General features: G+C 69.4%; 18 protein-coding genes. 10 read left to right on the forward strand and 8 right to left on the reverse strand.

Features of this window, described 5'->3' with window-relative positions; translation table 11 throughout:
- The first annotated feature begins 9 nt into the window (after positions 1 to 9).
- The 3 genes from HEQ75_RS03325 (at position 10) to HEQ75_RS03335 (ending at position 5,069) form a co-directional block, all read left to right on the forward strand.
- Positions 10 to 1,569 (forward strand): ABC transporter substrate-binding protein, encoded by a 1,560-nt coding sequence (locus HEQ75_RS03325; protein WP_168027505.1) that lies wholly within the window; start codon positions 10 to 12, stop codon positions 1,567 to 1,569.
- A gap of 19 nt (positions 1,570 to 1,588) precedes the next feature.
- A complete protein-coding gene (locus HEQ75_RS03330; RefSeq protein ID WP_235961223.1) occupies positions 1,589 to 3,382 on the forward strand; it encodes a CocE/NonD family hydrolase in 1,794 nt (597 codons plus the stop codon).
- 103 nt (positions 3,383 to 3,485) lie between these two features.
- On the forward strand, positions 3,486 to 5,069 hold the full coding sequence (locus HEQ75_RS03335; protein WP_168027507.1) for an ABC transporter substrate-binding protein: 1,584 nt from the start codon (positions 3,486 to 3,488) through the stop codon (positions 5,067 to 5,069).
- Between the two features lie 40 nt (positions 5,070 to 5,109).
- Here the strand turns inward: HEQ75_RS03335 and HEQ75_RS03340 are convergent, their stop codons facing one another.
- The 3 genes from HEQ75_RS03340 to HEQ75_RS03350 are packed head-to-tail and all read right to left on the reverse strand — an operon-like array spanning position 5,110 to position 8,154.
- Positions 5,110 to 6,138 carry a membrane dipeptidase gene (locus HEQ75_RS03340; protein ID WP_209318321.1) on the reverse strand — a complete coding sequence of 343 codons (1,029 nt, stop codon included), beginning with the start codon at positions 6,136 to 6,138 and terminating at the stop codon, positions 5,110 to 5,112.
- On the reverse strand, positions 6,135 to 6,731 hold the full coding sequence (locus tag HEQ75_RS03345) for a 2-hydroxychromene-2-carboxylate isomerase (RefSeq protein ID WP_168027508.1): 597 nt from the start codon (positions 6,729 to 6,731) through the stop codon (positions 6,135 to 6,137). The genes HEQ75_RS03340 and HEQ75_RS03345 overlap by 4 nt, the downstream gene beginning before the upstream one ends.
- Positions 6,718 to 8,154, reverse strand: a complete 1,437-nt coding sequence (locus tag HEQ75_RS03350; RefSeq protein ID WP_168027509.1) for an NAD(P)-binding domain-containing protein — start codon at positions 8,152 to 8,154, stop codon at positions 6,718 to 6,720. The genes HEQ75_RS03345 and HEQ75_RS03350 overlap by 14 nt, the downstream gene beginning before the upstream one ends.
- A gap of 84 nt (positions 8,155 to 8,238) precedes the next feature.
- On the opposite strand from HEQ75_RS03350, the gene HEQ75_RS03355 reads away from it, so the two are divergent.
- From HEQ75_RS03355 to HEQ75_RS03375, 5 genes are all read left to right on the forward strand, one after another.
- Positions 8,239 to 9,636, forward strand: coding sequence for a xylulokinase (locus tag HEQ75_RS03355; RefSeq protein WP_168027510.1), 1,398 nt, complete (start codon positions 8,239 to 8,241; stop codon positions 9,634 to 9,636).
- Positions 9,637 to 9,682: 46 nt separating this feature from the next.
- On the forward strand, positions 9,683 to 10,648 hold the full coding sequence (locus tag HEQ75_RS03360; RefSeq protein WP_168027511.1) for an ABC transporter permease: 966 nt from the start codon (positions 9,683 to 9,685) through the stop codon (positions 10,646 to 10,648).
- A gap of 2 nt (positions 10,649 to 10,650) precedes the next feature.
- Entirely contained in the window at positions 10,651 to 11,598 is a 948-nt protein-coding gene (locus tag HEQ75_RS03365; protein ID WP_168027512.1) for a sugar ABC transporter substrate-binding protein, read from the forward strand.
- A gap of 4 nt (positions 11,599 to 11,602) precedes the next feature.
- Complete coding sequence (locus tag HEQ75_RS03370; RefSeq protein WP_168027513.1) at positions 11,603 to 12,337, forward strand: ATP-binding cassette domain-containing protein; 735 nt, start codon at positions 11,603 to 11,605, stop codon at positions 12,335 to 12,337.
- 146 nt (positions 12,338 to 12,483) lie between these two features.
- Positions 12,484 to 12,636, forward strand: a complete 153-nt coding sequence (locus HEQ75_RS03375) for a peptide chain release factor 1 (protein WP_168027514.1) — start codon at positions 12,484 to 12,486, stop codon at positions 12,634 to 12,636.
- A 134-nt stretch (positions 12,637 to 12,770) separates the two neighbouring features.
- Here HEQ75_RS03375 and HEQ75_RS03380 read toward each other — a convergent pair whose 3' ends face one another.
- The gene (locus HEQ75_RS03380) at positions 12,771 to 13,505 is read right to left on the reverse strand and encodes a hypothetical protein (protein ID WP_168027515.1); all 735 of its coding nucleotides are present in this window, start codon (positions 13,503 to 13,505) and stop codon (positions 12,771 to 12,773) included.
- Positions 13,506 to 13,626: 121 nt separating this feature from the next.
- On the opposite strand from HEQ75_RS03380, the gene HEQ75_RS03385 reads away from it, so the two are divergent.
- Together HEQ75_RS03385 and mmsB are read left to right on the forward strand one after the other, a co-directional pair.
- Positions 13,627 to 15,234: an alkaline phosphatase D family protein gene (locus tag HEQ75_RS03385; protein ID WP_168027516.1), complete on the forward strand. Its 1,608-nt coding sequence runs from the start codon at positions 13,627 to 13,629 to the stop codon at positions 15,232 to 15,234.
- Positions 15,235 to 15,348: 114 nt separating this feature from the next.
- Positions 15,349 to 16,227 carry a 3-hydroxyisobutyrate dehydrogenase gene (gene mmsB, locus HEQ75_RS03390; RefSeq protein WP_168027517.1) on the forward strand — a complete coding sequence of 293 codons (879 nt, stop codon included), beginning with the start codon at positions 15,349 to 15,351 and terminating at the stop codon, positions 16,225 to 16,227.
- Positions 16,228 to 16,295: 68 nt separating this feature from the next.
- Here the strand turns inward: mmsB and HEQ75_RS03395 are convergent, their stop codons facing one another.
- From HEQ75_RS03395 to HEQ75_RS03410, 4 genes are all read right to left on the reverse strand, one after another.
- Positions 16,296 to 18,338: an ATP-binding protein gene (locus HEQ75_RS03395; protein WP_168027518.1), complete on the reverse strand. Its 2,043-nt coding sequence runs from the start codon at positions 18,336 to 18,338 to the stop codon at positions 16,296 to 16,298.
- A gap of 474 nt (positions 18,339 to 18,812) precedes the next feature.
- Positions 18,813 to 19,793 carry a hypothetical protein gene (locus HEQ75_RS03400; RefSeq protein WP_209318322.1) on the reverse strand — a complete coding sequence of 327 codons (981 nt, stop codon included), beginning with the start codon at positions 19,791 to 19,793 and terminating at the stop codon, positions 18,813 to 18,815.
- Positions 19,794 to 19,908: 115 nt separating this feature from the next.
- Positions 19,909 to 21,240, reverse strand: coding sequence for a DNA polymerase IV (locus HEQ75_RS03405; protein ID WP_456237377.1), 1,332 nt, complete (start codon positions 21,238 to 21,240; stop codon positions 19,909 to 19,911).
- Positions 21,194 to 22,078, reverse strand: coding sequence for an ROK family protein (locus HEQ75_RS03410; protein WP_168027580.1), 885 nt, complete (start codon positions 22,076 to 22,078; stop codon positions 21,194 to 21,196). Before HEQ75_RS03410 ends, HEQ75_RS03405 begins: the two co-directional genes overlap by 47 nt.
- Positions 22,079 to 22,090: the final 12 nt, after the last annotated feature.

Raw genomic sequence — 22,090 nt, forward strand, 5'->3', positions numbered from 1 at the left:
AGTCCCGCCATGCGCCGTATGCCCTTGCTGCTCGCCAGCCTGTTCCTCGGCCTTCCCGCCATGGCGCAGGAAGCGCGGATCGCGATCCAGACCGAAACCTCCTCCATCGACCCGCATTACGCCCTGGTCGGCGCCAACCAGGCGGTGGCGCGGCACATCTTCGAGGCGCTGGTGGCTTCCGACCGCAATCTGCGGCCGACACCGGGCCTGACCGACTTCTCCAACCCCGAGCCGGATGTGTGGGAATTCCGCCTCCGCCCCGATGCCCGCTTCCACGATGGCAGCCCGGTGACGGCGGAGGATGTGCGCTTTTCCCTGGAACGCATGCCGCGCGTGCCGAACAGCCCGGCGCCCTTCATCCGCCTGGCCGGCAGCGTGACGGCCATCGAGATCGTCGATGCCCGCACCATCCGCCTGCGCTCCCGCGGGCCGGATCCGTCCATCCCGCTGAATGCGATGACCGCCTGGATCGTCTCCGCCCGCGCCGCGGCGGATGCCACCACGGCGGATTTCAACAGCGGCCGCGCGGCGGTGGGATCCGGCCCCTGGCGCTTCGTCGAATGGCAGCGCGGCCAGGCGCTGCGTCTGGCGCGCAACGACGCCTATTGGGGCGACAAGCCCGCCTTCGCCAGCGCCACGCTGCGCCCCGTCGCCAATGACACCGCGCGGATGGCGGCGCTGCTGGCCGGCGACGCCGACCTGATCGAGGCGGTGCCGCCCGGGGAGATCGCGCGCCTGCGCGCCCGGCCGGAAATCCGCGTCACCTCGGCCGCATCCTCCCGCATGATCTACCTCGGGATGGACCAGGACAACGCCGTCTCCCCCTTCGTCACCGCGCGCGATGGCAGCGCGCTGCCGGCGAACCCGCTGAAGGATCCCCGCGTGCGCCGCGCCCTGTCGATCGCCATCAACCGCGCCGCGATCGTGGAGCGGGTGCTGGCCGGCGCGGCGAAGGCCACCGGGCAGATCGCGGTGGAGGGGCAGATCGGCTACGCCCCCGCCCTGCCGCCGCCGGCATTCGACGCCGCCGCCGCGCGCCGCCTGCTGGCCGAGGCCGGCTATCCGAACGGCTTCCGCATCACGCTGCATTCGCCGAACAACCGCTATGTGGAGGATGACAAGACCGCCCAGGCGGTGGCGCAGTTCTGGGCCCGCATCGGGCTGGACGCGCGGGTGGAGGTGATGCCCTCGAACGTCTTCTTCACCCGCGCCGGGCGGCGCGAGTTCTCCGCCTTCCTGATCGGCTTCGGCCACACCACGGGCGATGCCTGGCTCGGCATGTCCCAGGTGCTGCACAGCTTCGACCGGGCGCGCGGCCTGGGCGGGCTGAACCGCGGCCGCTACGCCAACCCGGCCTTCGATGCGCTGATCGCGGAGTCGCGCGGCGTGGTGGCGGAAGCCCGTCGCGACGCGCTGCTGCGCCAGGCGCAGGGCATCGCCTTCACCCAGGACACGGCGATCGTCCCGCTGCACTTCCCCGACAACACCTGGGCGCACCGCGCGGCCTTCGCCTATGCCGGCGGCGTGGAGGAAAGCACCCTGGCGCATCACCTGCGCCCGGCCCGGTAGGATGCGCTGCCTCGACGCCATGGTGCCTTGCCGGGACGGCGTGCGGCTGGCCACCGATGCCTGGCTGCCGGAAGGCGAGGGCCCCTTCCCCGTCATCCTGGAACGCACGCCCTATGGCCGGCGGGAGATTTCCCGATCGGAACGCACGGAGGCGGACCCGAAGCCGCAGCCGCGGTCGGCGATCGCGGCCTATTTCGTCGCCCATGGCTATGCCGTGGTCTACCAGGATTGCCGCGGCCGCTACGGCAGCGAGGGCGCGTTCATCAAATACCTGTCGGACGGCGAGGACGGGTTCGACTGCTGCGCCTGGATCGTGGAACAGCCCTGGTGCAATGGCCGCATCGGCACGATGGGGCTGAGCTATGCGGCGCATACCCAGGCGGCGCTGGGCTGCCTGGCGCCGCCCGGGCTGGCGGCGCAGATCCTCGATTCCGGCGGCTTCTCCGATGCCTGGCAGGGCGGCATCCGCCGCGGCGGCGCCTTCGAGCTGAAGCAGGCCAGCTGGGCCTTCAACCAGGCCCGCCTGGCGCCGGAGAGCAAGGCCGATCCGGTGCGCGCGGCGGCGCTCGCGGGCGAGGACCTCGTGGAATGGTTCCATCGCTTCCCCTGGAAGCGCGGCCAATCCCCCGTGCGCCACGCGCCGGACTACGAGGACTACCTGTTCGAGCAGTGGGAACATGGCGCACGCGACGAATACTGGCAGCGCCTCGGCCTTTTCGCGAAAGGCTGGCATGACCGCTACGCCGCGGTGCCGACGCTGCACATGTCCTCCTGGTACGACCCCTACCCGCGCACGGCGACGGAGAATTTCTGCGGGCTCCGCGATTCGGGGCGCGGCACGCCCAGCCTGATCCTCGGCCCCTGGACGCATGGCAACCGCAGCGAGACGGCCTTCGGCGAGGTGGAGTTCGGCCCCGACGCCACGATCGATTCCTGGGCCGGCGACTGGCGCGCCTTCCGCCTGCGCTTCTTCGACCGCTGGCTGAAGGGCCTGCCCAACGGGGTGGAGGCAGCGCCGCGCGTGCGCGTCTTCGTCATGGGCGGCGGCAGCGGCCGGCGCAACGCCGCCGGGCGGCTGGAGCATGGCGGGCGCTGGCGCGAAGCCGCCGACTGGCCACTGCCCGGCACCCGCTTCGCCCCCTTCCACCTGCATGGCGATGGGCTGCTGGCGGAAGCCGCGCCGGCGGAAGGCGCCGCGCCGCTCGCCTGGGATGCCGACCCGCGCCAGCCGGTGCCCAGCATCGGCGGCGCCATCACCTCCATGGAGCCCGTCATCGCCGGCGGCCCGATGGACCAGCGGGAACGCCCGGGCCTGTTCGGCTGCCGCCCGCCCTACCTGCCGCTGGCCAGCCGGCCGGACGTGCTGGTGTTCCAGACCCCGCCGCTCGAGCACGATGTGGAGGTGGTCGGCCCGGTGACGGCGGAGCTGTGGATTGCCACGGACGGCCCGGACACCGACATCACCGCCAAGCTGGTGGATGTGCACCCGGCCACCGCCGATTGGCCGCAGGGCTTCGCCATGAACCTGTGCGAGGGCATCCTGCGCTGCCGCTACCGCGACGACCCGGCGCAGCCCCGCCCGATGCAGCCCGGCGTGCCGACGCGCATCACGGTGGAATTGTTCCCCACCGCCAACCGCTTCCTGGCCGGCCACCGCATCCGGCTGGACATCGCCGCCAGCGAATTCCCGCACTACGACGTCAACCCGCAGACCGGGGAGCCGGAGGGGGCGGCGCGGCGGATGCGGGTGGCGGTGAACACGCTGTTCGTGGACGCGGCGCGGCCTTCGCAGGTGGTGCTGCCGCTGGTGTGAGGGTTCCTGCGTGATGCCGGGGGCGGCGCAGGGCGATGCCCTGGACAGAACGCCCCGGCCTCCCGCATCCTCGCGCCCTGCCAAGAACAGGGATCGGGGCACAATGATCATCAAGACCACCCGCCGCGCCTTGCGCGGGGCCTTGGGCGCGCTCGCGCTCGGCGCGCTGCTGGCCGGGGCGCCGGCGGCCCAGGCCACCACCTTCACCTGGGCCACCGCCAACGACATCCTCGGCCTGGACCCGCACGCCAACAACCACGGCGTGACCAACACGATGAAGTCCAACGTCTATGAGCCGCTGGTGCGGCGGGAACCGGACGGCTCGCTCTCCCCGGCCCTGGCCGAGCGGTGGGAGCTGGTCTCCCCCACCGTCTGGCGCTTCCACCTGCGCCGCGGCGTGAAGTTCCATGGCGGGGAGGCCTTCACCGCCGCCGATGTCGCCCATGCGCTGGAGCGTGTGAAGCAGAACGACATGGCCTACACTGTGCAGTCGGTCGCCGCCGTCCGCGTCATCGACGACCACACGGTGGAGATCGAGACGCGCGGGCCGAACCCGATCCTGCTGCAGGATCTGACGCTGTTCTTCATCACCTCCAAGGCCTGGATCGAGGCGAACAACGCCTTCGCCGTCGCCCGCGCCGGCCAGCCGGGGGCGACCAGCACCTTCGTCCAGCTCAACGCCAACGGCACCGGCCCCTTCCGCGTGGTGGAACGCCTGGCGGATGAGCGCACCGTGCTGGTGCCGAACCCGGATTGGTGGGGCCAGGCGCAGCACGGCATCACCCGCGCCGTCTTCCGCCCGGTGGCCAGCGCGCCGACCCGCGTCGCCGCGATCCTGTCGCGGGAGCTGGATGCGATGTACCATGTACCGCTGCAGGACGTGCAGCGCGTCTCCCAGGCGCCAGGGCTGCGGCTGATCCAGGGCCCGACCGCCCGGACCATCTACTTCGCCTTCGACGTGCAGCGCGCGGAAAGCCTGGACGCGCCCGGCCAGCCCAACCCGCTGCGGGACGTGCGGGTGCGCCGCGCCATGTACCAGGCGATCGACATGGGCACGATCACGCGCGTGATCCTGCGCAATGCCACCATCGCCTCCGGCCTGCCGATCGGCACCGCCATCAGCGGCTTCGTGGAGGCGCAGAACCAGCGCCTGCCCTACGACCCGGCGGCCTCGCGGCGGCTGCTGGCGGAAGCCGGCTACCCGAACGGCTTCCCCATCACGCTGCATTGCCCGAACAACCGCTACGTGAATGACGAGGCGATCTGCCAGGCCGCCACCGGCATGCTGCAGCGCGCCGGCATCCAGGCACGGCTGGAAGCCATCCCCTTCGGCCGCTTCCTGCAGCGCGGCGCGAACAAGGAATACCAGTTCTACCTGCTGGGCTGGACGCCGGGGAATTTCGACATCACCAATCCGGGGCGCGAATTGCTGGGCGAAGGCTCCTTCAACTGGGGCGGCTTCCAGGATGACCGCATGGCGGCACTGCTGCGCGAGATCCAGGTGGAGACCGACCAGCCGAAGCGCCAGGCGCTGGCGGCGCAGTACTGGGCGCGCTTCCAGGAATTGCTGCCGATGATTCCGCTGCACCAGGAACCGCAGATCTTCGCGGTGCGCGACACCGTCGCGGAACTGCCGCTGCGCGCCAACGAGGATCTGGAACTGCGCCACGTCCGCATGCGCCGCTGATCCCGTGCCGGCCCTCTCCCCCCGCCCGGGGGGAGAGGCTTCACCCGCCCCAGACCTGGCGCAGCAGCCGCAGCCAGTTCTGGCCCAGCAGCTTCAGGATCGTCGCCTCGCCCCAGCCGCGGCGCAGCATCGCCGCCGTGATGTGCGGCATCTCGTGGATGCGGCGGATGCCGAGCGGCTTGCTGATCGTCGCATGCGCGAACTCCGTCAGTTCCCGCGCCGTGCCCTTGTCCCGGCTGGCATAGATTTGGTACGGGCCGGGCCGCGGATGGTCCAGGCTGAAGTCGCAGCCGAGCCCCACATGATCCTCGCCGACCAGCGCGATCACATGCGCCATGGCGTCCAGGTAGTCCTCCACCGTCGCGTCATTGCCGCGCGCCAGGCCGGGCGCGAACAGGCTGATGCCGATGATGCCGCCGCGATCGGCGCAGGCCGCCAGCAGCGCATCCGACTTGTTGCGCGCCACGTCGTGCAGCGCGCGCGGCAGCACATGGCTGATGCAGACCGGCTGCGCCGAATGCGCGATGGTGTCGAAGGCCGTCCGTTCGCCGACATGCGACAGGTCGCACAGCACGCCGGCGCGGTTCATCTCCGCCACCACCTCCCGCCCGAAGCCGGTCAGGCCGGAATCGTGCCGCTCCAGGTAGCCGGCGCCGGCATAGTTCTGCGTGTTGTAGGTCAGCTGCATGATCCCGACGCCGAGATCCTTGAACAGACCGATGTCCTGCAGCCGGTCCTCGATGGGCGAGGTGTTCTGCCAGCCGATGCTGATGCCGGTGCGGCCTTCCGCCTTGGCCGCCGCGATATCCGCCACCGTCTTCACCGGCCGCAGCAGATCCGCATTCTCCTCGATCATGCGCCGCCAGGCGAGGATGTTGTCCAGCCCGCCGCGCAGGTCTTCCCACAGCACGGAAGCCGCGTTCACCGCCGTCACGCCGCCGGCCTGCATCTCCTCGAAGATGCCGCGCGACCAGTTGCAGGTGGACAGCCCGTCGAACACCACGGCGCGCGCCTGCAGCTCCCGCGCCTGGGCGAGGATCGCCGGATCCTCATGCGCCAGCCCGCTCATGCGCCCAGCGCGCGATCGAGGAAATCGAGCCGGTCCTGACCCCAGAACAATTCGTCGCGCAGCACATAGGTCGGCGTGCCGAAGATGCCCCGCCGTTCCGCCTCCGCCAGATTGGCCTCCCACGCCGCCCGATGCTGCGGCAGTGCCGGCTCCCGCATCAGGGGCACGCCCGCCTCCCCCACCGTGGCGCGGGCGATGTCGCGCAGCGTGTCAAGATCGGCGATGTCGCGTTCCTCGGCCCACAGCGCGCGCTGCACGCCGAAGCTGAAGGCAGGCGCGTCCAGCCCCGCCGCCTGCACCGCGATCACCGCCTGGGCCGCCGTCTCGATGGTGCGGCAGGGGTAGAATTTCGGCGCCAGGTTCAGCGGCATGCCGAGGTGCCGGCGCCAGCGGTCCAGCTCCAGCGCGTGGTAGTCCTGCCGCGCCTGGGCCCGCGTGCGCAGCGGGATGCCGCCATTGGCCTCGATCACCTTGATCGGCCGCAGCACCAGCCTGGCACCGTGCCGGGCGGCGATGTCGTACAGCCGCGGCGCGCCGAAATAGGCCCAAGGGGAGGAGATGCCGAAGAAGGCCAGGATCTCAGGCGGCTGCATCGTCGATCTCTCCTGCAAAAACCTGCCATTCGTCGCCCAGCAGTTCCGGCGTGTCATAGGCCTCGAACTGCGCCCGGATGCGCGCGCGGTCCTCCACGAACAGGCTGCGCACCAGCGCCTCCGCCAGCCGCCGCGCGCCGTCGGAGACGCTGGGGATGCCACTGGTCAGCTTGCCGTGCGTCAGCACCGCGGGGAAGGCGAAGCAGGCGATGCGCTCCAGCCCCGGGCAGGCGCCGGGGGTGCGCTGCTGGAACTCGAAGCCCGGCCCGAGGTCGGGGGAGGTGCCGAGCAGCGCATCCTGTTCCTCCGCCGGCGGCGCGTAGCTGTCCGACCAGCGGCGGATATGCGGCGCGATGCGCGCCAGTTCCGGCCGCCGCGCCGGGTCGATGTCGAAGCCGGTGGCGAGGATGAGGAAATCCAGCGTCAGCGCGAAGCGCGGCGTGGTCACGCGCAGCGCATCGCCCTGCGCCGCCGCCGCCAGGATCGGGCTGGCGAAGTGGAACCGCGCATTCGCGTGCCGCGAAACCCGCAGCACGCTCGGCCGCGGCGCCGGCAGCTGCGCCGCATTGGCCAGGCGGAAGAAGCGCCACTTGTCCGCCATCGGCAGGCCGAGGAAGCCGTGCGCCATGCCCTTGCTGCCGATGCCGGTGAACTTGTCGACGCGCGGCATCTCCGCCCGGCGGATCAGCAGATCGACGCTGGCGGCGCCGGCCTCCAGCGCGCTGGCGGCATTGTCCATGGCCGAGGCGCCGGCGCCCACCACCCCGACCCGCTTCCCCGCCAGCGCCGCCATGTCGATGGCCTCCGCCGAATGCGCCCAGAGGTGCCGCGGCAGGTCGCGCACCACTGCCGGCACGCCGGGGCCGCCCAGCCCGTCGATGCCGGTGGCCAGCACCACGCGCCGCGCGAACAGCGGGTCGCCCGCCGCCAGGTCCAGACGGATCGGCCCCGCGCCATCCGGCCTCATATCCGTCACGGCCACGCCGTTGCGCACCGGCAGGTCCAGCACGCGCCGGTACCACACCATGTAGTCCATCCACATCCCGCGCGGGATGCGCTCCATCGCCGCCCAGGCGGCCGCGCCGTGCTGCGCCTCGAACCAGGCGCGGAAGGTGAGCGCGGGCAGGCCCAGCGCCGGCCCCGCCACCTCCTTCGCCGTGCGCAGCGTGCGCATCCGCGCCGTGGTCACCCAGGGGCCTTCCAGGCCTTCCGGCGCACGGTCCAGCACCAGCAGCCGTGCGATGCCCAGGAAGCGCAGCGCCGCGGCGGCGCAGAGGCCGGACAGGCCGGCGCCCACCACCACCACATCCCACACGCCCGGGGTCTCCGGCACCCAGGATTTCGGCGGCAGGTTCAGCAGCTGCAGGTCGCGCGCCAGCTGCGCTTCCAGCGCGGCCAGGCCTGGGGGAGAGGCTTCGGGCATGGCCGCAGATTAGGGCTGCCGCTTCCGCCGCCACAACCCCGGCCGGTTGCCTCGGGCGGGCGGGCGGCCGATGGTCGCGCCGTCATGCTGGATTCCTGCGTCCTCGCCTTCGACCTCGGCGGTTCCTCGCTGCGCGCCGCGCTGATCAGGCGCGACGGCACGCCGCTGGCGCGGCACGACCAGAAGCAGCGCCTGGGCGTTGAGGCGGATGCGGAGGCCTGGTGGCGCGCCGTGCAGGCCGGCGCCGCGGCGCTGCGCGTGCAGGATGCGGCGGCCTTCGCCCGCATCGGCGCCATCGCCATCAGCGCCGTCACCCGCAGCCTGGTGCCGGTGGATTCGGCGGGCCGGCCCACCCATCCGGCCCTGCTGTTCGGCGATGCCCGCGCGGCGGCGGTGCTGCCGGCACTGCTGGCGCTGCTGCCGGCGGAGCATCCGGAACGCCCGCAGGTCAACGCCTTCCACCCGCTGGCCCGCCTCGCCTGGCTGGCGCAGGCGGCGCCGGCGGCGCTGGCGCGCAGCGCGGCGATCCTGGAGCCGAAGGATTTCCTCAATCTGCGGCTGACCGGGCGCGTGGCGTCGGATCGCATCTCCGCGGCCCGGCTGGCTGCCAGCGCGGCGCTGCTGCCGCGGCTCGGGCTTGCGGAATCCCTGCTGCCGCCGCTGCTGCCGCCCGGCGCCATCCTCGGCCCGCTGCTGCCGGGCGTGCTGGAAGGGCTGGCGGGCGTGCCGGTGCTGGTCATGGCGCATGACACCTGGGCCGCCGTCGCCGGGCTGGGGGCGCTGCGGCCGGGCCATGCCTACTGCATCTCCGGCACCACGGAGGTGCTGGGCCTGCTGGCCGACGCCCCGGCACAGGCGCCCGGCCTGCTGACGGTGGCCTGGGACGGGCTGCACCAGATCGGCGGCCCCAGCCAGCACGGCGCCGATGCCCTGGCCTGGCTGGCCGGGCTGGGGGTGGAGGTCGGCCGCGGCGACCCGCCGCCGGGCGACCCCATCCCGCTGCTGTTCCTGCCCACCCTGGCCGGGGAACGCGTGCCGCATTGGGACCCGGACCGGCGCGGCGCCTTCCTGGGTCTGCGCCGCGACCATGGGCCGGCCGACCTGGCGCGCGCGGTGATGCAGGGCATCGCCTTCAACAACCGCACGGTGCTGTACCGGGCGGAGGCAGCGGCGGGGCGCCAGGCGGTGGCGGTGCATCTGGGTGGCGGCGGCGCCACGCCCGGCTGGGCGCAGCTGCGCGCCGATGTGCTGGGCCGGCCGGTGGTGCTCTCCGCCACGCCGGAGCCCGGGCTGCTGGGTGCCGCCATCATCGCCTTCGCGGCGCTGGAGGGCCTGCCCCTGGCGGCGCTGCAGGACCAGCTGGCCCGCCCGGCCGCGCAATGCGTGCCGGATGCGGCGCGCCACGCTCTGGCCACCCGGCTGCACGCCGCCTTCCAGGCCGCCGAGGCTGCCGTCGCGCCGATCTCCCACCTGCTGGCTTGACGCGGGCGGCGCGCCGCCGAGGATGGCGCCGAATCCTGGGGGCGGCATGGGCGGATTTCTCACACGCTATGGCGCGGCGCTGGCGGGGCTGGCGCTGTTCTGCGGCTTCGCCCTGGCCTCGCCGGTGTTCTTCACCGCCGGCAACCTCGCCGTGGTGTTCAAGGAAACCGCCTTCCTCGGCATTCTGGCGATCGGCTTCACCCTGGCTCTGACCACGGCGGAGATCGACCTTTCCGTGGCCGAGGTCGCCTCGCTGGCGGCGGTGGTAACCGGTGCGCTGGTGCATGGCGGGCAGGCGCCCTGGATCGCGATCTGCGCCGGGCTCGCGGTGGGCACCGCCTGCGGCGCGGCGAACGGCCTGGCGGTGACGGTGCTGCGCGTGCCGTCGCTGATCGCCACGCTGGGCACGGCGGCCATCGCCAAGGGGCTGGGCTTCATGCTGACCCAGGGCGTCGCCTTCGTCGGCCGCTGGCCGACCTCCTTCACCGGCCTGGCGCGCGGCAACACGGCGGGGCTGCCCAACCTGGTCTGGTGGCTGGCCGGGGTGGGGCTGGCGGCCTGGGTGCTGGTGAAATGGACGCGGCTCGGCGCGCATCTGGTAGCGACCGGGGAGGCGGACGAGGCGGCGCGGCTGGCCGGCATCCGCACCCTGGCGATGAAGCGCCTGGCGCTGACGCTGGCCGGCGCCTGCGCCGGGCTGACGGCGGTGCTGCTCGCTTCCTCGCTCTCCTCCGCCGCGCCGGGCATGGCGAACGACCATTTCCTCTATGCCATCGCCGCCGTGCTGCTGGGCATGTGCATGTTCGAGCCGGGGCGGCCGAACATTCCGGGCACGCTCTTCGCGGCGCTGACGCTGAAGGTGCTGGGCAATGGCCTCGTGCTGCTGGGGGCGGAATACTACTGGCAGGACATCGTGCTGGGGGCGATCATCCTGGCCTCCGTTGCCCTGTCGGCCGCCGGCATGGGCCGCGCGCCCTTCGTCAAGAAACTGAACTTCCGAACGGGGAGATGACCATGACCGAAATCAGCCGCCGCGGCGCGCTGCTGGCCGGCGCCAGCCTGCTCGCCACGCCCGCTTTCGCGCAATCCGGCACCGACATTGCCATCGTCGGCTTCCAGATGAGCAGCGAGACGCATGCCCGCGCCGCCAACGCCGCCGCCGCCGCCGCCCGCGCCAAGGGCTGGACCGCCACGGTGCTGAACAGCGAGGGCGCCCTGCCGCGCCATGCCGAACAGCTCGATACGCTGATCCAGCGCCGGCCGAAGGCGATCATCGTCGCCATGGGCAAGCCGGTGGAGGCGGAAGCGCAGTTCCAGCGCGCCAAGGCGGCGGGCATCCCCGTCATCACCATCATGGCCGGCGCCTCCACCCACACGCTGTTCGATATCCAGGTGAACGAATACAAGGTGGGCGCCGATGCGGCGCTGTGGCTGCTGGGCGCGCTCGGCTACCAGGGCAACATCCTCACGCAGCGCTTCGAGGGCAATGTCGGCACCCGCATCCGCGGCAAGGTGCTGGACGCCGTCCTGTCGGAGAATACGGGCGTGCGCATGCTGGGCAGCCACACCATGGCGCGCACCGCCTCCTGGCGCGACGATGTGCGCCAGGGCTTTTCCGGACTTCTGCTGCGCCACGCGGCGAACACCCAGGGCATCTGGGCCAGCTTCGACGGCCAGGCCTTCGTCATCGACGACCTGCTTCAGGCCCGCGGCGTGAAAAAGGGCCAGGTGAAGTTCGTCTCGATCGATGGCGGGGCGGAGACCTATCGCCGCATCGCCGATCCCGAAAGCACGCTGATGGCCACCGTCACCATCCCCTTCGAGGAAATGGGCGTGCGGGCCGTGGAGGCGGTGGAGCGCATCATCCTGAAGGGCGAACCGAAGGCGGCGCTGACCCCCGGACCCTACCTGTTCCTCGATTCCGTGATGGTGGACGGCACCAACGTCCGCCGCTTCCTGTAGCCGCATGGCGCTGCTGGCGCTGCGGGGCATCGGCATGCGCTACGGCGCGGTGCAGGCGCTGGCCGGCCTCGACCTCGACATCGCGGGGGGCGAGGTGCTGGCGCTGTGCGGCGACAATGGCGCGGGCAAGTCCAGCCTGGTGAAGATCCTGGCCGGCGCGCAGGCGCCGAGCGAGGGCAGCCTGGCGCTGGATGGCAGGGAAACCCGCTTCCGCGGCCCGCAGGATGCGCTGCGCCAGGGGGTCGCCACGATCTACCAGGACCTGGCCGTCGCCCCGCGCCTGTCCATCTGGCAGAATGTGTTCCTGGGCAGCGAGCTGACGCGGCCGCCCTTCGGCCTGCTGGACAAGCGCCGCATGGCGGAAGCCAGCCGCGGCTTCCTGGCGCGGCTGGCGGTGGGCATCGCCGACATGGACACGCCGGTGGAGCGGCTTTCCGGCGGCCAGCGCCAGGCGGTGGCGATCTGCCGGGCGCTGCGCTGGGAGGCGCGGATCATCATCATGGACGAACCCACGGCGGCGCTGGGGGTGAAGGAGACGGCGCAGGTGCTGGACCTGATCCGCCGCCTGCACGCCGAAGGCCGCACCGTGATCCTGGTCAGCCACGCCATGGGCGATGTGGTGGCGGTGGCGCAGCGGGTGGTGGTGCTGAAGGGCGGGCGGAAGGTGGCCGACCGTCCGACCGGCGCGATGCGCGCCGAGGATCTGGCCGGGCTTGTCCTTCGCGCGGGAACCGAATAGTTACCCATCTGTTGGCAACGCGCCGGAAGGACTTCGGCTCGCGAAATCGTGATGTGTAACGCATCAGCAACTGCCCCACCGCGTCCGGCGTTCCTGCTTTGATGTTGCGGTGCGACATCCGAGCAGCCCCCCGCAGGAACGCCACCATGACCGAGCGTGAATTGGATCAGAAGCTGGCGGAGTTGGACCGCCTCCTGAACGATCCGGAAACCCGCATGGACGCGCACAAGGTCTGGGCCCTGCTGGCCGAGATCAGCCGCCCCGCCCTCCCCGCCACACCGCGTTCCCGCACGGCCTGAGCGTTGATGAGTTGACGCGCGAAAGCGCCAAGCTCGCAGGAGCGAATCCGGCGAGGGCATCGGGCAGGACAGCACAAGCTCGATCCAGTCACCCACGCTGAGGCGCGGCGTGCCGGCCACCAGCGCGGCTTCGTTCAGTGCGACGGCGGGGGTTCGGAGGCCGCGGCAGGCGCCGGTGCCGGCGCCGCGGCCTCCGGCGCCTCGGGAGCGGAGTCGGGGGCCTGCCCAGCCATCGGTTCGGGGGTCGGCACGGGCGTCGGTTCCCGTGCCGGAAGCGGCGCGGCCGCGGGCTCGGCGGGCGCCGCGGCATCGGGATCCGGGCCAGGCGGCAGCGGCGCCGCGGGCGCCGGCGTCGCGGCGGGCGCGGCCGGGGGCGTGTCCTCCGGCACCGGCTGGGTGTAGTCCGGCACGATGCGGGCCTGGGCGCCGGCAATCACCAGCACACGCTCGCCTACCGCCAGCGGCACCTCGTTCCGCTGCGTCACCGACAGCAATTCGCCATTGCCCTTGCGGACGATGTATTCCCAGGCGTCGGTATTGCCGGCCACGCGCTCCGTCGCCGTGCCGAGCAGCCCGCCCACCAGCGCGCCGCCCACGGCGCCGATCGCACCCGCCATGTTGCCGCCCGGCGCCTGCGAGCCGAGGATGCCGCCCGCCGCCCCGCCGGTCGCCGCCCCGGTGGAGCCCTCCGCCGTCACCGTCACCCGGCGCACGCCGATGATGATGGCCTGTTCAACCCGGTTCATCTGCTGCACGGCCCGGGTGGCGTAGTCATCCGGCGAATAGCTCGGGCGACAGGCGGCGAGGCCGGCCGCGGCACCGAGGCCGAGGAGCCCAACCAGCAGGGGACGGGGGAGGAGCAGGATCACGCCCCCCGAAATAGCCGAGCCGCCCGCCGCCCGCCAGCGCATCAAGGCTTCACCGGGCCGTCATGCCCGCGCGACACGCCGCGGCTAGAGTGCGCCCGCCACCGCCACCGGAGTCCCGGCCATGGACAGCACCACCCGCCAGATCCTCGACCTGTCGCGCCGCGGCCTGCTGCGCGGCGCCACCGCCGCCGCGGCGCTCGCCGCCATCACCCCGGCCAGCTTCCGCCATGCCGTGGCGCAGCCGGTATTCCGCGCCTATCCCTTCACCATGGGCGTCGCCTCCGGCGAGCCGCTGCCCGACGGCGTGGTGATCTGGACCCGCCTGGCGCCGGAGCCGCTGGCCGGCGGCGGCATGCCGCGCATCGCCGTGGAAGTGACGTGGGAGGTCGCGACCGACCGCCAGATGCGCAACATCGCCGCCCGCGGCACCGCCCTCGCCCGCCCCGAGCTCGGCCACGCCGTGCATGTCGAGGTGGAGGGGCTGCAGCCGGCCCGGACCTATTTCTACCGCTTCCGCGCCGGCCGCGAGGCCAGCCCGGTGGGCCGCACCCGCACCGCGCCTGCCGCCGAGGCGATGCCCGACCGCCTGCGCTTCGTCTCCGCCGGCTGCCAGCATTGGGAGGTGGGCTACTACACCGCCTGGCGCCACATCGCGGAGACCGAGAACCTCGACTTCGTCGCGCATTATGGCGACTACATCTACGAATACCGCGCCCGCGGCGGCGCCCCGGGCAGCGCCGTGGCGGTGCGCCAGCACAATTCGGAAGAGATCTACACGATCGACGACTACCGCAACCGCTACGCGCTGTACCGGTCCGACGCCGACCTGCAGGCCGCCCACGCGGCGCACCCCTTCCTGATGTCCTTCGACGACCATGAGGTGGACAACAACTGGGCCGGCGCGATCAGCGAGGAGGATGGCGGCGCCCGCTTCCCCGTCGCCGTGCCGCCGGAGATCTTCGCGCTGCGCAAGCAGATCGCCTTCCAGGCATGGTGGGAGGCGATGCCGCTGCGCCGCGCCCAGCTGCCCCGCGGGCCGGAGATGACCGCCTGGCGCGCGCTGCGCTGGGGCCGCCTGGCCGATATCGCCGTGCTCGACACCCGCAGCCATCGCGACGACCAGCCCTGCGGCGACATCAACGGCGCCCCCTGCGAGGCGGTGCGCAACCCGCAGGCGCAGGTGCTGGGCGCGGTGCAGGAAGCCTGGCTGATGGACCGCCTGGCGGCAACGTCCGCCACCTGGAAGGTGCTGGCGCAGCAGGTGCCGATGATGCAGCGCGACTTCGGCGGCAACGCCCCCTTCATCTCCATGGACAAGTGGGACGCCTATCCGGCGGCACGGGAGCGCCTGTTCCGCCACATCCATGAGCGCCAGGTGAAGAACGTGGCGGTGCTGACCGGCGATGTGCACCAGGCCTGGGCCGCCACGCTGCGCCTGGATTTCGCCGACGAGAACAGCCCGGTGGTGGGCACCGAATTCGTCGCCACCTCCATCTCCTCCAACGGCGACGGCACCGAGACGCTGGGCCAGACGGAGCGCGTGCTGGCGCGCAACCCGCATATCGGCTTCTTCAACAACCGCCGCGGCTATTCGCTGCATGAGGCGAATGCCGAGCGGCTGGAAGCGCGCTTCATCGGCCTGGACTACGTGACCCGCCCCGGCGCCCCGGCGGTGGAAAAGGGCCGCTTCGTGGTGGAAGCCGGCGGCGGCGCCCTTCTGCGCGCCTGACCTCAGCCTTCCCCCTCCCCCGCCTTGCGCGGGGGAGGGCCCGGGTGGGGCCTTCCCCCTTGCCCCCCACCCCGCCCCGCGCCACGCTTCCCGCAACGAGCGGGGGTATCGGCCATGGCACGCATCGGCTTCGTCGGCCTGGGCAATATGGGGGCGCCGATGGCGCGCAACCTGGTGAAGGCGGGGCATGACGTGGCCGTCTTCGATCTTGCGCCCGCCGCCATGGCCGCCGTGCCCGGCGCCACGCCGGCGGCCAGCGCCGCGGCGGCGGCGGCCGATGCGGCCTTCGTCTTCACCATGCTGCCGGCGGGCACCCATGTGCGGGACGCCCTTCTGGGGGCCGGCGGCATGGCCGCGGCCAGCCGGCCCGATGCGGTGCTGGTGGATTGTTCCACCATCGACGTGGCGACGGCGCGGGCGGTGGCGGCCGGCTGCGGCCGCGCCTTCCTGGATGCGCCGGTGTCCGGCGGCGTGATGGGGGCGGAAGCCGGCACCCTGACCTTCATGGTCGGCGGGCCCGAGGACGCCTTCGCCCGCGCCGCCCCGGTGCTGCGCCAGATGGGCCGCACCGTGGTGCCTTGCGGCGCGGCCGGCGCCGGCCAGGCGGCCAAGGCCTGCAACAACATGATGCTCGCGGCCACCATGCTGGTGACCTGCGAGGCCTTTGTGCTGGCCGAGAAGCTGGGGCTTTCGCACCAGGCGCTGTTCGATGTGGCGTCCAAATCCTCGGGGCAGAGCTGGAGCCTGACGACCTATTGCCCTGTGCCGGGGCCGGTGCCGGGGAGCCCGGCGAACAGGGATTACGCGCCGGGGTTTGCGGCGAGTTTGATGCTGAAGGATCTGGGGCTGGCGCTGGGGGCGGCGCAGGCGGCGGGGGTGAAGTTGGAGGTGGGGGCGAAGGCGCTGGAGATTTACGAGCGGTTCGTGGCGGAGGGGGGCGGGGGGAAGGACTTTTCGGGGGTGGTGGGGATGGTGAGGGGCAGTGGAGCGTAAAAGTAAGAACAACGGTCAGCCTGCAGCAGTTATTTTGACCCCCAACCGCATACGCCGCTGTCAATTGTTCAGTCCGGATCTCGTGTGGCGATCGGCTGTAGAATATACCCGTCGAATATCGTTTTTTCGCACCTCAGGCGATTAATTATTGGGAGCAAATTATCAATGTCCTCGCTGGTTGAAACGATTATCTGTGCATCGCCTTGTTGATGTGATGCTGCACGCTCAAGTAGAGCGCCAAAACTAACCTTGGAAGACGATTGCTGGCGAGGCTCATCAAGTAACAGCAACTGCGGATGGTTTGTTTGGTATTTTTGACTTAGTTCCAGTAGCCCAAACTGATAAGCCCATTTCAATCGAATAGCATCACTAGCCGATGTCTCGAAGCCGATTTCATAGCCCTCTTTCTGTGGTCGATAACTATCATCGTCTAGCGTAAGTTCATCTGAAGAAAACGTGGAAAATCCGAAGGCTTGGGCTAATTGACGCAAGGAATTGGTGAGGTAGACTAATTTAAAGCGATCATTTGAGGTTAGCTGCTCGGTCGGCAGTCTTCTCCACGCCTCCTGCAAATCACGAAATTCGCCCGCCAAGGAATGGATTTGAGCAACAGCATCGCCGAGTGAAGAGACAAGACCTTCAAGGTCGCGAATTCGCATTTCCAGGCGCAAACGGTGTTCAATGATGGCAGCCGATGGAGCACCCGAAGGGCTGCCTAAATCCGATTTAATTACGCGCATGCGGCCGTAGATTTCCGCGATCTCCTTTGCCGCAGCCGCGGCTATATCATCAAGTCGCCGCTCTTCGATTTGCTCACGCGCCAGGATGTCCTCGAACATCTTCATCTGGGACCTAATGTACTCGATGTTGTCCTCAATTGGCATCACAGCCTGAAGTATTTCTTGGGATAGCAAAGCGTCGACGAGCGCCTGTTCACAAGTCGGGCAGCGATCTGGCGTCAATGCGCCGGCACTCCCTGCAAAACGCTGCAGTTTTTGAACGTCAAGATTCTTCTGCAAATCCTCCTTGAGAGACACAAGCCGCCGATGAAGCGAGACAATGTCGGCCGCCTTAAGCTGCTGTGCTGCATGGACCTCAATTCGGCGGCGGTTGGCGCTGTCCAAATGGCGGTTCAGCGCCTCAAGCTCCTCTACTAGTGCCTCCGCTTGCGCACCAACGGAAGGAACAGCTGTGAGCGTCATCTCATCGAGGCGAGCATGAAGTCGACTTAGTAGCTGTTCGACCTGGACCCACTCGCCGCCTTCCAGAAAATTTAGCGACCAGCGCTCTAGTGTTTCGACGTCTTCAGTCGCATGTATGGGAAGGCCGACCAATGCTCCCCCGCCCCGTCGCGCCAGCCGAGTCATCTCATCAACCACGGCTGCCCAATTGCGGGAGTTTATCTGAAGGCGTTCCTTAAGGCGTTCGCGCTCAAGCTCAATCTTATGTACATCAAGATCCATTATAAATTCAACGGCTCGTTTCTGGACCTCCCGGATTCGCATATAAGTCGGAATTGCCGCGGGAATAGCTGACCAACCAACTTTTTGTTCTACCCAAAAAAGTGGAAAAACGGTTTCGAGAGGAAGCTTACCCTCGGGGCCCTCGAATTTGCGAACCATGGGCATCTGCCAGCCAATGAAGCGCTCAAGAAAATATAAAAATCCATCTTCGCGTTGAAAGGCGCCTCCATCGCGCACGAAAAACAAACGACTGTCACTTCGCGCGCCGGGGCTTGTTAGCATCGGCCCGAACCACACGGTGACGAGCCGGTTGTCGACGCTCTCATCCCTCACTGCGCGACGAACTGTTGCGATGTCTCCTGCGCCATTTTCAATCTCGAGTTCAACCCAGGAGCGTAGTATATCTAACTGACTTTCATCGTCGCCTCGTAGATAGGAGGTCATAGCGTGCGGCAGCGGAACCTCGCGGCGGGGGCTGAGCATTTTCTCAAGGCCGAGCACATATAGCATCGCCTGCATACAGGTCGATTTACCCTTGGTGTTATTGGCCCATATCACGTTAAGGCCGGGCTTGAAGGGGATATCGGCGCCGTATGGGCCCGCCGATGTAATGGCTCGTAAGCGCAGATGTCTGAGCCGCAAAGTCACGGAAGGATCTCCATTCGCCATATATGCGCAAGCACTCGCTGGGTTAACTGCCTCGAGGCCGCTGCGAGATAAGCACGCTCCTGCACGAAGATACTTTGGTCCGAATTGATTATAGCTGCAATTTTTTCGCCGTGTTCCGTAAGGGCCACTGATTTGCCCTTAACGACTTTTACTAACTTAAGGCCGTGAGCAAGAGCAACTGCCCTATTCAGCGAAGGCTCCACGCGGACCTGGACGTCAGAAGTGTGAATCTCCCCTTGAAGCATTTTTAATGCTAGGTCGCGGCCTTGCTGGGTTCTGATTGAGTGGGCCAAAAAATGAAGTTTAAGGAAAGTTCCTTTTTTTCCTGGACTATGTAGGAGGCTGAGCAAGACTATTCCGATTCCCCAAGACAGGCGTAGGTCGCCAGGCACGGGCTCTGGGCGGCGAACGAATGAGAATTCTGCGTCCTGCAGGGCGCGCAGAAAGATCCTTTCAGGAGGCATTGTTGGGAAATCTTAGTGGGCATCGCATGATCCATTCCGAAATTGTGCCCAGCGCGATTTCCTGTGCATTCAGTTGTGACAAGGATGGTGCTGTCTCCTTAATGGCGACAGTTAAATTCTCATACTCCGCGTGGAGAATTCCGCCGGGGGTCGGGCCGCCTTTGGGGCCGGCAAAGCCGAGTAATCGTGCCCGGTACTGGATCGCGGCAGATATTTTTTCATGGAGGTCAGGCGCATTGCTGCGAAGCGCATCTATGAGCGCATTGCCGCGCAGGAACGCCTCTACGCCTTGCGCTACCGCTGTTTCGACCTCCGTCTTCTCCACGCGCTTGCTTAGTTTGGCCGCTGCGTTTGCTAGGAGATCGGGCGAACTTGCCTCCCATTGGGCAAGTTCCTCTTTCGTAGGCATATCCACACTCAGCGATATATTTGATAGTCTTGATATTGCATCTTGTAGTGCTTTGCCGGGAAATTGTCTCTCATCATGAATGCAAACTTCGAACTCTGGGTCGAAAACAGATAATTTAGTCGCGCGAATTTCAGCTGTTTTCTTGGCGCAGTGCAGGTTGACATCTTTACTGTTGTGCAGTGGAACTAGGAGCACCCATTTGCGCAGGGGTTTACCAAGAAATAGCTTGGCCACCTCCGCTGCACCAGCAACTATCTTGTTGAGGTCGGTGGTTATTTTATTTTTTTGGCGCTCTGCTCTGGTGGCGATATCAATTGGCTCCTCGACGGCATAACACTGGTAAATGACTGAATCGCGAGTGCAGTAATAGTCTATTCCGAGGTCCCCACCGTGACTAGCCGGCATTCTGTGTAGGTCGAGTATGCCGTGCTGCCACTGAAGCAACCCTTGCGCAAAGCTTTCCCAATCATCAGGATTCCATTGATGAGTGACGCCTACCACTTCCCCCACTCCCAGATGCAACCAGCGCCGTGCCAAACGTTCGCGCCTCGACAGCAGCAACAGTCGTCATTACGGGAGCGATAATGGCAATATTTCCATGGGCGGTCGAGCGTCATTTCCGGCATGGGCAAGCCTTGATAAGGCGCTGCATGGACAGACGCGGAACCGTGCCCGGCTAACCTTTCCGCTTTGCTCCCAATCCCCGCCCGCTCACCAGCGCCCCCTCCCCAAACCGCGCCCGCACCTTCTCCACCGCCGCCCACCTGTCCGCCCGCCTTGCCGCATCCGGGTCCGCCAGATCCGGCAGATCCGCCGTATCCCCCGGCGCCAGCGGCTGCGACCCCACGCCGATCAGCCGGAACGCCGTCCCCGTCGCCTCCTTCGCCAGCATCGGCTGCGCCGCCCGGAACAGCATCTCGGGCAGTTTCGTGGGTCGCCCGAGCCGCACCGTCCGCGTGCGGCTTTCGAAATTCGCCGTCTTCAGCTTCAGCACCACCCCCGCCGCCGCCAGCCCCTTTTCCGAAAGCCGCCGGCCCAGCTTCTCGCACAGCCGCCACAGCGGCACTTCCAGCTCCGCCAGCGTCCGCAGGTCGGTCTCAAAGGTGGTCTCGGCCGAGATGCTCTTCGTCTCCCGCGCCGGGTCCACGCGGCGCGTGTCCTCGCCGCGGGCGCGGGCCACCAGGCCGGGGCCGTCCTCGCCGAAGCGCCGCGCGGCCTCCCGCACCTCCAGCCCCGCCAGCTGGCCGAGCCGGGTGAAGCCGGCGGCGCCGAGTTTCCGGGCCAGCGCCGGCCCGACGCCGGGCAGCAGCGTCACCGGCTGCTGCGCCAGCCAGTCCCGCGCCTCCGCCCCCATCACCGCGAAGCCGCGCGGCTTGTCCCGCTCCGCCGCCAGTTTCGCCAGAAGCCGGTTGGGCGCCAGGCCGATGGAGACGGTGATGCCGAGCCGCCGTTCCACCGCGCCGGCGAAGCGCGCCAGCACCACCGCCGGCGGGGCGCGGTGCAGCGCCTCCGTCCCCGAAAGGTCAAGCACCGCCTCGTCGATCGACAGCGGCTGCACCAGCGGCGTCAGCGCCTCCATCATCTCCCGCATCTGCCGGGCCACGGCGACGTATTTCGCCATGTCCGGCTTGATCACCACGGCGTCCGGGCAGGCGGCGAGGGCCTTGAACATCGGCACGGCGCTGCGCACGCCGCGGGTGCGGGCCAGGTAGCAGGCGGCGGAGACCACGCCGCGCCGCCCGCCGCCGACGATCACCGGGCGGGTCAGCAGCTCCGGCCGGTCGCGCTTCTCGATGCTGGCGTAGAAGGCGTCGCAATCGACATGGGCGATGGAGAGCGTGAACAGCGCCGCATGCCGCACCAGGCGGCGGCCGCCGCAGGCCGGGCAGGTGGCGCCGGGCGGGTCGCGCGCGCCGCAGTCACGGCACAGCCCGGGCATCACCGCGCAGCCCGCGTCGCGCTCATGGCCACAGCCGGGCGGCGCCGAGCACGCCGGAACTGTCGCCATGCCGCGCCGCCTGGATCGGCGTATCGAAATGGTCGGAGAAGACATGGCGCGGGATCAGCCGCGGCAGGGCCTCATACAGATGCGCCATGTTGGACAGGCCGCCGCCCAGCACGATCACCGCCGGGTCCAGCAGGTTGATCACGCCCGCCAGCGCCCGCGCCAGGCGGTCCGCATGACGGTCCAGCGCGGCGCGGGCGGCGGCATCCCCGGCTTCGGCCCGCGCCGACAGGCCGGCGGCATCGCGCGCGCCCGGGCCATCGGCCTCCGCGGCCAGGGCCGGGCCGCAGAGGAAGGTCTCGATGCAGCCGCGCTGGCCGCACCAGCAGGCCGGGCCGGGGTGCTCCGCCGCGGTCATCCAGGGCAGCGGCGTGTGGCCCCATTCGCCGGCGATGCGGTTGCGGCCTTCCACCAGCCGCCCCTCCACCACCACCCCGCCGCCGACGCCGGTGCCGAGGATGACGGCGAAGCCCGAGCCCGGCCGGTCGTGGAACTCGCTCATCGCCAGGCAATTGGCGTCGTTGGACAGGCGTACGGGGCGGCCGAGCCGGGCTTCGAGGTCCGCCTGCAGCGGCTGGCCGTTGAGGAAGGTGGAATTGGCGCCGCGGATCAGCCCGGTGGCGGGGCTGACGCTGCCGGGGATGCCGATGCCGATGGTCGCCCGCCCCGGGGTCCCGATCTCGGCCTCGGCCTCGGCCACCATGGCGCCGATGCGCGCCACCGCGCCGGCATAGTCCGGCGGCGTCGGCAGGCGCCGGCGCAGGCGCAGCGCGCCCGAGGGGTCGAGGGCCGCCACCTCGATCTTGGTGCCGCCGAGGTCGATGCCGATGCGCCAGGTCATGCCCGCCAGGGT

The organism is Falsiroseomonas selenitidurans (assembly GCF_012103215.1).
In the GTDB taxonomy this organism is placed as follows: Bacteria; Pseudomonadota; Alphaproteobacteria; order Acetobacterales; family Acetobacteraceae; genus Falsiroseomonas; species Falsiroseomonas selenitidurans.